Source organism: Micromonospora sp. NPDC023888 (assembly GCF_040639415.1).
In the GTDB taxonomy this organism is placed as follows: domain Bacteria; phylum Actinomycetota; class Actinomycetes; order Mycobacteriales; family Micromonosporaceae; genus Micromonospora.
The window spans coordinates 33,647-45,261 of sequence record NZ_JBEZZW010000035.1 but is presented as its reverse complement, the minus strand read 5'-3'; the positions used below and the strand labels follow the sequence as shown (position 1 = coordinate 45,261).

General features: G+C 71.9%; 12 protein-coding genes and 1 riboswitch. Of the genes, 7 read left to right on the top strand and 5 right to left on the bottom strand.

What is annotated here, in order from left to right; all coding sequences use genetic code 11:
• The first annotated feature begins 57 nt into the window (after nt 1–57).
• A riboswitch (glycine riboswitch) is annotated at nt 58–156 on the top strand.
• Nucleotides 157–227: 71 nt separating this feature from the next.
• On the top strand, nt 228–3,050 hold the full coding sequence (gcvP, locus tag AB0F61_RS26370; RefSeq protein WP_357814602.1) for an aminomethyl-transferring glycine dehydrogenase: 2,823 nt from the start codon (nt 228–230) through the stop codon (nt 3,048–3,050).
• Nucleotides 3,051–3,175: 125 nt separating this feature from the next.
• On the opposite strand, the gene AB0F61_RS26365 is transcribed toward gcvP, so the two are convergent.
• The gene (locus AB0F61_RS26365; RefSeq protein ID WP_007460326.1) at nt 3,176–3,376 is read right to left on the bottom strand and encodes a DUF5999 family protein; all 201 of its coding nucleotides are present in this window, start codon (nt 3,374–3,376) and stop codon (nt 3,176–3,178) included.
• A gap of 96 nt (nt 3,377–3,472) precedes the next feature.
• Here AB0F61_RS26365 and AB0F61_RS26360 point away from each other — a divergent pair, with 96 nt between their 5' ends.
• Together AB0F61_RS26360 and AB0F61_RS26355 are read left to right on the top strand one after the other, a co-directional pair.
• Entirely contained in the window at nt 3,473–4,714 is a 1,242-nt protein-coding gene (locus AB0F61_RS26360) for a chorismate-binding protein (protein WP_357814686.1), read from the top strand.
• A 10-nt stretch (nt 4,715–4,724) separates the two neighbouring features.
• Nucleotides 4,725–5,234: a peptide deformylase gene (locus AB0F61_RS26355; RefSeq protein WP_357814598.1), complete on the top strand. Its 510-nt coding sequence runs from the start codon at nt 4,725–4,727 to the stop codon at nt 5,232–5,234.
• Here AB0F61_RS26355 and AB0F61_RS26350 read toward each other — a convergent pair.
• Nucleotides 5,214–5,999: a GNAT family N-acetyltransferase gene (locus AB0F61_RS26350; protein WP_357814596.1), complete on the bottom strand. Its 786-nt coding sequence runs from the start codon at nt 5,997–5,999 to the stop codon at nt 5,214–5,216. The two genes, AB0F61_RS26355 and AB0F61_RS26350, sit on opposite strands and share 21 nt — an antisense overlap.
• Nucleotides 5,999–6,772: a TSUP family transporter gene (locus AB0F61_RS26345; RefSeq protein WP_357814593.1), complete on the bottom strand. Its 774-nt coding sequence runs from the start codon at nt 6,770–6,772 to the stop codon at nt 5,999–6,001. The genes AB0F61_RS26350 and AB0F61_RS26345 overlap by 1 nt, the downstream gene beginning before the upstream one ends.
• A gap of 184 nt (nt 6,773–6,956) precedes the next feature.
• On the opposite strand from AB0F61_RS26345, the gene AB0F61_RS26340 reads away from it, so the two are divergent.
• Nucleotides 6,957–7,736, top strand: a complete 780-nt coding sequence (locus AB0F61_RS26340) for an endonuclease/exonuclease/phosphatase family protein (RefSeq protein ID WP_357814590.1) — start codon at nt 6,957–6,959, stop codon at nt 7,734–7,736.
• A 35-nt stretch (nt 7,737–7,771) separates the two neighbouring features.
• Here the strand turns inward: AB0F61_RS26340 and AB0F61_RS26335 are convergent, their stop codons facing one another.
• The gene (locus tag AB0F61_RS26335; protein WP_357814587.1) at nt 7,772–8,518 is read right to left on the bottom strand and encodes a zinc-binding dehydrogenase; all 747 of its coding nucleotides are present in this window, start codon (nt 8,516–8,518) and stop codon (nt 7,772–7,774) included.
• Between the two features lie 266 nt (nt 8,519–8,784).
• Here AB0F61_RS26335 and AB0F61_RS26330 point away from each other — a divergent pair, with 266 nt between their 5' ends.
• Entirely contained in the window at nt 8,785–9,237 is a 453-nt protein-coding gene (locus AB0F61_RS26330; RefSeq protein WP_357814585.1) for a MarR family winged helix-turn-helix transcriptional regulator, read from the top strand.
• Between the two features lie 10 nt (nt 9,238–9,247).
• On the opposite strand, the gene AB0F61_RS26325 is transcribed toward AB0F61_RS26330, so the two are convergent.
• Nucleotides 9,248–10,246, bottom strand: coding sequence for a tyrosine-type recombinase/integrase (locus AB0F61_RS26325; protein WP_357814583.1), 999 nt, complete (start codon nt 10,244–10,246; stop codon nt 9,248–9,250).
• 55 nt (nt 10,247–10,301) lie between these two features.
• Here AB0F61_RS26325 and AB0F61_RS26320 point away from each other — a divergent pair, with 55 nt between their 5' ends.
• Nucleotides 10,302–10,853 carry an AAA family ATPase gene (locus AB0F61_RS26320; protein WP_357814580.1) on the top strand — a complete coding sequence of 184 codons (552 nt, stop codon included), beginning with the start codon at nt 10,302–10,304 and terminating at the stop codon, nt 10,851–10,853.
• Nucleotides 10,850–11,596, top strand: a complete 747-nt coding sequence (locus AB0F61_RS26315; protein ID WP_357814577.1) for a hypothetical protein — start codon at nt 10,850–10,852, stop codon at nt 11,594–11,596. Before AB0F61_RS26320 ends, AB0F61_RS26315 begins: the two co-directional genes overlap by 4 nt.
• Nucleotides 11,597–11,615: the final 19 nt, after the last annotated feature.

Below are 11,615 nucleotides of genomic sequence, written 5' to 3'. Positions count from 1 at the left end.
CGCCGGGGGAGGACATCTGCCGGAAACACCGGCGCTGGTAGCGTTGACCATGCCGGTAACACCCACGTGGGAGAGACCGCCCGAGGGCACTCAGGGCGGCGCCGAAGGGGCAAATCCTCCCCGGAACCTCTCAGGCAAAAGGACCTCGTGGGCAGGCACTGTGGAGCACCCATGGGTGCGACAGAGGGGGAGGCCGACACGTCGACCTCGCCCCGGGAGTGCCCCCTATGACCGTAGAGCAGTTCGCCACCCGTCACATCGGTCCCGGCCCCGACGATGAGCGTCGGATGTTGGAGGTCGTCGGGCACGGCTCGATCGACGAGCTGATGGACGCCGCGATCCCCGAGGTGATCCGCTGGCACGGCACCCTCGACCTGCCGGAGGCGGCCACCGAGTCCGAGACGATCGCCGAGCTGCGGGCCCTCGCGGCCCGTAACACCGTCGCCGTTTCCATGATCGGGCTGGGGTACCACGGCACGCACACCCCGGCGGTGATCCGCCGCAACGTGCTGGAGGACCCGGCCTGGTACACGGCGTACACCCCGTACCAGCCGGAGATCAGCCAGGGCCGCCTGGAGGCGCTGCTGAACTTCCAGACGATGGTCACCGACCTGACCGGCCTGGCCACCGCGAACGCGTCCATGCTCGACGAGGGCACCGCCGCCGCCGAGGCGATGACCCTGGCGCGGCGGGCCTCCAAGAGCAAGAGCCGGGTGTACGTCGTCGACGCCGACGCGTTGCCGCAGACCATCGCGGTGATCACCAGTCGCGCCGAGCCGCTCGGCATCGACGTGCGGGTCGTCGACGTCGAGCGCGACGAGCTGCCGGGGGAGTTCTTCGGCCTGCACCTGCAGTACCCGGGCGCGTCCGGGGCGGTCCGCGACCACCGGGGCCTCGTCGAGGCCGCGCACGCCGTCGGGGCTCTCGTCACGGTCGCGGCGGACCTGCTGGCGTTGACGGTGCTACGGGCGCCGGGGGAGATCGGGGCGGACATCGCCGCCGGCACCACCCAGCGTTTCGGCGTACCCATGGGCTTCGGGGGGCCGCACGCCGGTTACCTGGCGGTGCGCGCGGGCCTGGAGCGGATGCTGCCCGGGCGCCTGGTCGGGGTGTCACGCGACGCGGACGGCAACCCGGCCTACCGGTTGGCGTTGCAGACCCGCGAGCAGCACATCCGGCGGGAGAAGGCGACGAGCAACATCTGCACCGCGCAGGTGCTGCTCGCGGTGATGGCCGGCATGTACGCCGTCTACCACGGCCCGGACGGGTTGCGTGACATCGCGGCGCGTACCCATCAGATGGCGGCGCGGCTCGCGGCCGGGTTGCGCGCCGGCGGCGTGGACGTCGCGGACGTCGCGTTCTTCGACACCGTCACCGCGCACGTGCCGGGACGGGCCGCCGAGGTGGTGGCCGCCGCCGCGGACCGAGGTGTCAACCTGCGGCTGGTCGACGCCGACCGGGTGGGGATGTCCTGCGACGAGACGACCACCGACGCGCACCTGGCGCAGGTGTGGGCGGCGTTCGGGGTGCCCGCGTTCGACGGGGCCGTGGACGCGGCGCTGCCCGCCGACCTGGCCCGCACCAGTGACTTCCTCACCCACCCGGTGTTCCGCAGCCACCACTCGGAGACGGCGATGCTGCGCTACCTGCGGCGGCTGTCGGACTTCGACTACGCCCTGGACCGGGGCATGATCCCGCTCGGATCGTGCACGATGAAGCTGAACGCCACCACGGAGATGGAGCCGGTCAGCTGGGCGGAGTTCGCGCACATCCACCCGTTCGCCCCGGACACGCAGACCGCCGGGTACCGGGAAATGATCGGTCAGCTGGAGTCGTGGCTGGCCGAGGTGACCGGCTACGACGCGGTCAGCGTGCAACCCAACGCCGGGTCGCAGGGTGAGCTGGCCGGGCTGCTGGCGATCCGCTCCTACCACGCGTCGCGCGGCGAGTCGCACCGCGACGTGTGCCTGATCCCGTCGTCGGCGCACGGCACCAACGCGGCGTCGGCGGTGATGGCCGGCATGCGGGTCGTCGTGGTGGCCTGCGACGACAACGGCAACGTCGACCTCGTCGACCTCGACGCGAAGATCGACAAGCACCGGGACGCGCTCGCCGGGATCATGGTGACGTACCCGTCGACGCACGGGGTGTACGAGACGGGCATCGCGTCGCTGTGCGCGAAGGTCCACGACGCCGGCGGTCAGGTGTACGTCGACGGGGCGAACCTCAACGCCCTGGTCGGGTTCGCGAAGCCCGGTAAGTTCGGCGCGGACGTGTCGCACCTGAACCTGCACAAGACGTTCTGCATCCCGCACGGCGGCGGTGGCCCCGGGGTGGGTCCGGTGGCGGTGCGCGCGCACCTGGCGCCGTTCCTGCCCGGTGACCCGCTGGGCGCGCACGCGGACGCCACGCCGGCGATCTCGGCGGCGAAGTACGGGTCGGCGGGGATCCTGCCGATCCCGTGGGCGTACCTGCGGATGATGGGCGCCGAGGGGCTGACCCGGGCGACCGGTGTGGCGGTCCTCGCGGCGAACTACGTGGCGGCGCGCCTGCGGGGGCACTTCCCGGTGCTGTACGCCGGCAACAAGGGCCTGGTGGCCCACGAGTGCATCCTCGACCTGCGGCCGGTGACGAAGGCGACCGGGGTGAGCGTCGACGACGTGGCGAAGCGGCTGATCGACTACGGCTTCCACGCCCCGACGATGTCGTTCCCGGTGGCGGGGACGCTGATGGTGGAGCCGACCGAGAGCGAGGACCTGGCCGAGCTGGACCGGTTCTGCGACGCGATGATCGCCATCCGGGCGGAGATCGAGCAGGTCGGTTCGGGGCAGTGGCCGGCGGGGGACAACCCCCTGGCCAACGCGCCGCACACCGCGGCGATGGTCAGCGGCGACGACTGGGCGCACCCGTACCCGCGGTCGGTGGGCGCGTACCCGGCCGGGGTGGACCGGGCCGGGAAGTACTGGCCGCCGGTGCGGCGCATCGACGGCGCCTACGGCGACCGCAACCTGGTCTGCTCGTGCCCGTCGCCGGAGGCGTTCGAAGACTGACGACGGCGAGCCGGGGCGGGCGGTGTGGGCCGCCCCGGCAGCCGCTACGGCCTGGGCGAGGACGTCCCTTTACCGGGGGACAAGCCTGGCCGACGGCGGCTATTCGGTGACGCTGGGTGGTCGAATCAGGCCACGAGGGCGTGGCGGGCGGGACCGCGGTGCGGTGCGATGCTGCTGCCGTCGGGAAGCAACTCGCCGGTGTCCTCGAAGACGATCACACCGTTGCAGAGCAGGCTCCAGCCCTGCTCACGGAAGCAGGCGAGGACTCGCGCGGCTTCCCGGTCGGTGGCTTCAGCGGAGGGGCAGGTCGGTTGGTGCTGGCACATCAGGGTCTCCGGACTGTGGGGGCACTGTGTCATGGTTCACATGACCAGTGACGCACAGTACCAAGCGAAAGTGTCCAGCATCGTGCAGGTGCCGGTCTGGCGCACGGGAAATCCACTGAACGGATGAGGAAGGTCGGACCATACGGCGTGGAAACGCTCCCACAGGTGCCGGTCGATGTGCCTGCGGCGCCGGCCGCCTGCCGAAACGCGCTCACCGAACGCGCCCGCCTGCAATGGCACCGCCGCGACGGCGGCGACCCCGCCGCCCTCGCCGAGGAGTTCCTCGCCGCGCACGGCCTGCCACTGCACGACCTGACCCGCCCCACCCCCGCCCACCACCACACCCGGGCGTGCGGCGCCGCGCTCTACCTGTCCGCCGCTGCCGGCGCGCACCTGGCCGGGGCGCCCACCACCGCCCCCGAACCCGCGCCCACCCTGCCCGACCTCACCGTCGTCGTCTACGACCACGGCCCCACCCGCACCACCGGACCAACCCCACCCACCCCCTGGTGGCTCGGCCCGTGGACCGAAAGCTGGACCCCCCGCCAACACGCCGACGCCGTCGACGCGGTCCGCGCCGCCATCGGCCGCGGCGACGTTTACCAGACCAACCTCGTCGGACACGCCGCCGCCCGATACACCGGCGACCCGCGACCCGCCCTGAGCCGCCTCAGCGCGCTCCCCGGCGCCCGCTACGGCGGCGTCCTCACCGGCGACGGCTGGGCCATCGGCTGCGCCTCCCCGGAAACCCTCATCGAGGTCACCGACGGGCACCTCATCACCCGACCCATCAAGGGCACCCGCCCCGCCACCCCCGCCGGCCGCGCCGAACTGCTGACCAGCGCCAAGGAACGCGCCGAACACATCATGATCGTCGACCTGGAACGCAATGACCTCGCCCGCATCGCCCGCACCGGCACCGTCACCGTCGACGACCTGTTCACCGTCCGCCGCTGGTGCGACCTGTGGCAGGCCGAGTCGACAGTCCGCGCCACCGCCGCCGACGGCCTCGGCCTCGCCGACCTGCTGCGCGCCACCTGCCCCGGCGGCTCCGTCACCGGCGCACCCAAACACGCCGCCCTCACCCAGATCGACACCCTCGAACCCGTCGGCCGCGGCGCCAGCATGGGCGCCCTCGGCTGGGTCACCCCCGGCCACATCGACCTCGGCCTGACCATCCGCACCGCCGCCGCCGACACCGAACTACTGCACACCTGGGCCGGCGGCGGCATCACCTGGGACAGCGACGCACACGCCGAAGTCGCCGAAGCCGCCGCGAAGACCGCCCCCATCCGCGCCACCCTGGCCGGACGCGAAACCCGCCAGGACCAGCGATAAACTGACCCCCATGACCATGCGGCCCATCCGGATCATCGGCGACCCCGTCCTGCGCACCGGATGCGAACCGGTCACCACCTTCGACGCCGAGCTGCGGGCCCTCGTCACCGACCTGATGGACACCCTCCTCGGCGCCCCCGGCCGCGCCGGCGTCGCCGCACCACAGATCGGCGTCAGCGCCCAGGTGTTCGTCTACGACGCCGACGGGCACCGCGGCCACCTCATCAACCCCACCCTGGAGCTCTCCGACGACCTCCAGGACGACGACGAAGGCTGCCTGTCCATCCCCGGGCTGTACTTCCCCACCCAACGGGCCCTGCACGCCACCGCCCACGGCGTCGACCAACACGGCGAGCCCCTCACCATCGCCGGCAGCGGATTCCTCGCCCGCGCCCTGCAACACGAAACCGACCACCTGCACGGCACCCTCTACGTCGACACCCTGCGCGGTGACACCCGCCGCCGGGCCCTGCGCGAGATCCGCGCCGGCCGCTTCGACTCACCCAGCCGACGCGGCTGACGCCGTCAATACCCACTCGTCGTAGTCGGCGACCCGGGCGAAACCCACCCGCTCGTACAGGCGCACCGCCGCCACATTGTCCGCCTGCACATTGAGCGTCACGTGCTCCACGCTCACCCGCAGGCGAGCACACAACGCCGCCACCACCGACGCGCCCAACCCCCGCCCCCGCCACCGCGGATGCGTCGTGACGTTGCCCAACGCCGCCACCCCGTACGCCGGCGAGAACACGTGCACCCCGGCCACCGCGACCACCGCACCCCCGTCGCGGATCCCCACGTACTGCCCGGTCTGCACCATCCGCTCGTCGAACCAGTTCCCCGGATACGCCCCCGCGTACAACTCCCGCAACTGCGGCAGGTCCGCCGCGCCGAGCACCACCCCCGCCGGGGCCACCGCGTCCAGCCGCGCCGGGTCGACCAACGCCATCCGATGGTGCCGGCCACCGGACTCCAACCGGAACGACCCGGCCAACGCACCGGCCAGACCGGGGGACAGGTGCGCGTACAACCGGGCGGGCAGCACCGGCGCCATCTCCGCCAGCAACACCGCCAGCGCTTCCGTGTCCGCCGGCGCGGCGAACGCCAGCAACGTCGGCAGGTCGACGCCGTGGTACAGCAACGCGACCTGCTCACCCCGACGGAACCACGACGTGTACGGCCAGAAGAAATCGTCCAGATCACCCAACTGGTAGGCGTGCAACACCGGGTCACGCCCCAGCAACCGTGCCAACACCAACCGGTCGTGCTCGGCCCGCACCGCCATCAGCGCGCCACCCACTGGTCGTGACCCAGCTTCGCCACCAACGCCAACACCACCACCAACAACACCACCCGCACGAACCCCGACCCACGACGCAACGCCATCCGCGCCCCCACCACCGCCCCGGCGATGTTGCACACCGCCATCGCCGCACCCAGCAACCACCACACGTGCCCGGTCACCCCGAACACCACCAACGCACCCAGATTCGTCCCCGCGTTGACGACCTTCGCCATCGCCGACCCGTGCACAAAATCCGCACCCACCAACGCGGTGAACGCCAACACCAGGAACGTCCCCGTACCCGGACCGATCAACCCGTCGTACAGCGCGATACCCACCCCGGCCACCGCGACCACCGCCACCACCCGCACCGGAGTCCGCCGCCGCGGCACCCCCACCACCCCCAACCGGGGGCGCAGCAGCACGAACACCGCCACCGCCACCAACACGACCAACACCACCGGCCGGTACGCCGACGCCGGCACCGCCCCGGCCAACGCCGCACCCACGCCCGCGCTCACCACCGCCAACCCCGCCGCCGGCACCACCACCGGCCAGTCGACAGTCGTCCGCCGGGCATACGTCGCCGCCGCCGTGGCCGTACCGAAGATCGCGGCCAACTTGTTCGTGCCCAACGCGGTAGCCACCGGCAAACCCGGGGCAGCCACCAGCAACGCCGGCAGCAGCAACAACCCGCCACCACCGACCACGGCATCGACCCACCCGGCCATCGCGGCGGCGGCCAGCAGAGTACTCAGCGATACGGCGTCCACGGGCGGCAATTCTCCCGACCACCACCGCCTCGACCACCACCCGAGTGGCAAGCCTCACCCGGTCAACGACCCCGGGAACGCCGCAACCGCACCCCCAACGCGCCAACCGCCACGAACACCAGCACGGAACACAGCAACACCTTCACCACCGGGCAACCATGCCACGGGGACGTATGGTGCAGAAGTGCGCCTGGCCACCTTCAACCTGCTGCACGGACGATCCCTGACCGACGGGCTCGTCAACTCCGACCGCCTCACCGCCGCCATCCGCGCCCTCGACGCCGACGTACTCGCCCTGCAGGAGGTCGACCGCGACCAACACCGCAGCGGCAAACTCGACCTCACCACCATCGCCGCCCACGCCCTCGACGCACCCCACCACCGCTTCGCCGCCGCCGTCGTCGGCACCCCCGGCGAACACTTCCGCCCGCTGCGCCACGACGACGACGGGCACGGCGAACCCTGCTACGGCATCGGCCTCATCAGCCGACACCCCGTCCGCAGCTGGCACATCACCCGCCTCAAACCCGCACCCGTACGCTCCCCGGTCTACGTGCCCGGACCCCGCGGCGGGCTCGTCCTGCTGCACGACGAACCCCGCGTCGTGCTCGCCGCCGTCCTGGACACCCCCCACGGCCCCCTCACCGTCGCCGCGACCCACCTGTCCTTCGTGCCGGGCTGGAACGCCCGCCAACTACGCCAGACCGTCCGCGCCCTGCGCGCGCTACCCGGCCCCCGCGTCCTGCTCGGCGACCTCAACCTGCCCGCCGGCCCTGCCCGGCTCGTCTCCGGCTGGTACCCCCTGGGCCGCCGCCCCACCTACCCCTCAGGGCAGCCCCGCGTCCAACTCGACCACGTCCTCGCCGACCGGCACGCCCTCCGCCAACTCCCACCGGTACGGGCCGTCACCGCGCCGGCGTCCACCATCTCCGACCACCGTCCCCTGCTCGTCGACCTCGGCTGAACCCCCTCGGCCACCGCGGGCGCTCGCCGTTGCGGTCAGGGGCGAAGGATCACCTTCCCGTGGTTGGCCCGCGCCTCGATGATCTCGTGCGCGGTCGCCACGTCGGACAGGGGAATCTCGGCGTGGATGGCGGCTCGTAGCTGCCCGGCGCGGTGCAGGTGCCACAGCCGCCGGTGGTGGCGGTCGTAGAGCTCTCGCCGGGTGGCGGCGAACCGGGCCATCGTGAGACCGGTGATGGTCTTCGAACCAGCCAGCAGGTCGAACGCGGGCACCGTACCGCCACCCGAGCCGAAGAAGACGAGCCGTCCACCCGGCCGGAGCGCGGCGACCGCGCGCGGGAGAAGGTCACCACCGACGGCATCGAGGACGACATCGACCGGGTCGCCCCAGGATTCGTCGTGATAGACGACGACCTCATCGGCCCCGAGACCACGCACGAAGTCGGCCTTCTCAGCGGTGCTGACAGCCGCCACGACACGCGTGATCCCCTCGGCCTTCGCCAGTTGGACGGCGAGATGCCCCACGCCGCTGGCGGCACCGGTGAGCAGGACCGACTCGGCGACGGCGATCTCCGCGGTGGACAGTGCCGCCAGGGCGACGTGTCCGCTGCGGACCAGCGCGGCGGCCTGCACATAGTCCGCGTGCTCGGGGATGCGGCTCGCCGTGAGCGTCGGTACGACGACGAGGTCGGCATAGGCGCCCGCGAAGGCCAGGGCGGTGACACGGTCACCGATCGCGAAGTCACCGACCTGCGGGCCGACGGCGACCACGTCACCGGCCACCTCACCGCCCAGGGTCGCCGGCAGCGACGCGCCACCACCCTCACACGCACCCTGCGTACCCCGGGAAGCGTGACACCGATGGCTTCGACGCGGATCAGCAACTCTCCGCTGCCGGGACGGGGTGGGGGCGCCTGCTCCACCCGCAGGACCTCCGGCCCGCCGTGCCGGTGGTAACGAACAGTGCGCACAGGCACCTCCTGTCGTTGGGTACCCCCAACGATAAACGCAACTGTTGGGGACGCCCAACGATTAAGTACTGTCCTGACATGGCCGACACCCCATACGCCCCCGCGCGCATCCGCGTGCTGCCCAGCTGGCTACTGGGCCGAGCCGCCGCCCGCGGACACCGACTCGTCGCCCAGGCACTCGCCCGCGAGGGCCTCCGGATGATGCACCACGCCGTGCTGGCCACCGTTGCCGAACTCGGACCGGTCTCGCAGGCCCAACTCAGCAGAACCCTCGGAGTGGACCCCAAGGACATGGTCCCGATCGTCCACGACCTGCACACCGAAGACCTGATCACCCGAGCCCCCGACCCTGCCGACCGACGCAAGAACGCCATCTCCATCTCACCCACCGGCACCCGCCTCCTGCGACGCACCGAGAAGCTGGGCGAGCAGGCCAACGCCGAACTGACCGCCGCACTCACCCCCGAAGAGCGCCAACAGCTCGTACGACTCCTGACCCGCATCGTCACGCCCATCCACCCACCGGCATGACCCCCCGCACTCAGCCCCGATCCACCACCAGCGACGCCAACACCCGATTCGTACGGTTGGCCCGCACCGCATCGCGCTGCTGCCCGGCCGTCACCTCGATGTACGTCTGCGACGACGCCAACGACGCGTGCCCCAGCAACCGCATGATCTCCGCGGCACTCGCCCCGTCCTCCGCCAGCCGGGTCGCGAACGTGTGCCGCAGCGCGTGCAACCGCGCCCCCCGCGGCACCCGGTCCCCGATACCAGCCCGCCGATAACACGACTCCACCAGATACTGAAGCCCACCCCGGCGCAGCGGCTCACCGTGACGATCCACGAGCAACGCCGAATCGGGGCGCACCGACCGCCCCCCGAAGCGCCGCCGCCGACTGTCCAGATAGTCGGCCACCACCCGGTCCAGATCGGCCTCGATCGGCACCACCCGCGGCCGACCGCCCTTGCCCGCCACCTCGATGCGCCGCTCGCCAGGCCGACCACCCAGCGAGCCGACCCGCAGCGCCAACAGCTCCGACAGGCGCAGCCCGGCGCACAACGCCACCGCCAGCACCGCCACGTCCCGCTCCGGCCACGGGTCACGCTGCCGACCGTCGTCGCGGGCAACCGACGCGAGCAGCACCTCGGGGGTGTCCGTACCGCGCAACGGCTTGGGCTGGGGGAGTAGCGCCCGAGGTCGCCCGACCGCCGGCATCGGGTTGCCCGCCAGCAGCCCCTCTGCCACCAGGAACGTGAAGAAACTGTTCCAGGTGGACCAGGCGCGGTGCACCGAGGCGGCCGCCCGGGGAGCGGCGAACCGCGCGAAGGCCGCCCGCATCACCCGGGGGGAGAGGTCGGTGATCGACAGTTCGTCCAGGGGGAGGGGAGTGGTGACGTCCTCGGCGATCAGGTCGCCCACCGCGTGCAGGTCCCGCCGGTACGCCGCCAGGGTGTGGGGGGAGGGCTTGCGGGTGGCTCGGGCGGTCAGGAACTCCTCGATCAGCAACCCGAGCGATTCGTCCTTTTTGTCATGCATAAGGGATATTATGCAGCATTTTCATGTTTCCGGGAAGAGCGGAAGAGGGGGAGCGATGCCCGAACCCAGGCGGTACGTCCTGACCGGAGCACCCGGCGCCGGCAAGACGACCCTGCTGGAAGCACTGCGCCACCGGGGGCACGTCACCGTGCGGGAGGCAGCCACCGACGTCATCGCCGAGCGCCAGGCGCAAGGCCACGCCGAGCCGTGGGACGAGCCCGGATTCCTCGACGCGGTCGCCGTCCTCCAGCACCGCCGTCAGGCCGACCTCGACAGGCACGGGCCGGTGCAACTGCACGACCGGTCACCACTGTGCACCCTGGCACTGGCCCGCTACCAGCGCAGGCCGGCAGGCCCCGCGCTGCGAGCCGAACTCGACCGGATCACGCGGCTGCGGACCTACCAGCGGCTGGTGTTCATGATCAGCCCGCTGGGCTTCATCCGACACACACCCGCACGCCGGATCAGCTACGCCGAATCGCTGACCTTCGCGCGGGTGCACAGACAGGTGTACGAAGAGTACGGACACCATGTGGTGGACGTCCCGGCCGGACCGCCGTGGAAGCGGGTCGCGGTGATCGAGCGGCACGTATCGTGGCCGACGTGACGTCGCCAGGCGCGAACTGCCCCGCCTGCGGTCAGCCCCGCCTGCCGGTCATCTACACCGAGCGCGGCGGCCACACCGATCGGGCCTGCCCGCGGCGGCACGAGTGGCGGGCCGACGGGGATCCAGGGGCGGTACCAGGTGCCGTCTCCGACGGTCACGACGATCGCGGCCCGGCGACAAGCGTGGACTCCGTGCGCACCAGCGACGGGCGGACCTGGCGGATCGGCACCGCCAGCGACATCGACTGGATCGCCGGCCACACCACACCAGGCCTCTCGGTCACCGCGGCGATCCCGCCGGCCTTCGACGCGTACGCCACATTCCATCCGCCCGACGGCGTCAGCCTGGAGGCCCACGAACGAGCCGTGGTCCGCGAACTCGCCGCGGCCACCCCGGAGCAGCCCTGGTGGCTGGGCTACCTCGACACCGGCGCCCACGACATCGTCTTCCCGCGTGCGGCGAAGGTCTTCCTCTATGGAGGCTGGTCCTACGTGCTTGTCGAAGCCGGACCCGAGCAGGCGCTCACCTGGCGGGCCGGTCACCTGCGCGGTGACGGAGCGCTGCCCGACCTCTTCTTTCCGACGGATCGCTCCTGGCTCGTCTCCGCCCTCTGGGACGACACCTGGACCGACGTCGGCGGCAGCGCGCTCGTGCTCGCGGGCCTGCGCCGCGATCCGCTTGTCAACGCGCGCCCCGTCCGACCCGACGAGGACGCCTGCCCGCCGGGTCGGACGCGCGACTAGTGCGGCACCGCAGCCGGCG

Excerpts from the sequence above, each read along its gene's own strand:
- gcvP (WP_357814602.1), top strand. The coding sequence starts at position 228 with ATGACCGTAGAGCAGTTCGCCACCCGTCACATCGGTCCCGGCCCCGAC.
- AB0F61_RS26365 (WP_007460326.1), bottom strand. The coding sequence starts at position 3,376 with ATGTGCCAGCACCAACCGACCTGCCCCTCCGCTGAAGCCACCGACCGG.
- AB0F61_RS26355 (WP_357814598.1), top strand. The coding sequence starts at position 4,725 with ATGACCATGCGGCCCATCCGGATCATCGGCGACCCCGTCCTGCGCACC.
- AB0F61_RS26350 (WP_357814596.1), bottom strand. The coding sequence starts at position 5,999 with ATGGCGGTGCGGGCCGAGCACGACCGGTTGGTGTTGGCACGGTTGCTG.
- AB0F61_RS26330 (WP_357814585.1), top strand. The coding sequence starts at position 8,785 with ATGGCCGACACCCCATACGCCCCCGCGCGCATCCGCGTGCTGCCCAGC.
- AB0F61_RS26325 (WP_357814583.1), bottom strand. The coding sequence starts at position 10,246 with ATGCATGACAAAAAGGACGAATCGCTCGGGTTGCTGATCGAGGAGTTC.
- AB0F61_RS26320 (WP_357814580.1), top strand. The coding sequence starts at position 10,302 with ATGCCCGAACCCAGGCGGTACGTCCTGACCGGAGCACCCGGCGCCGGC.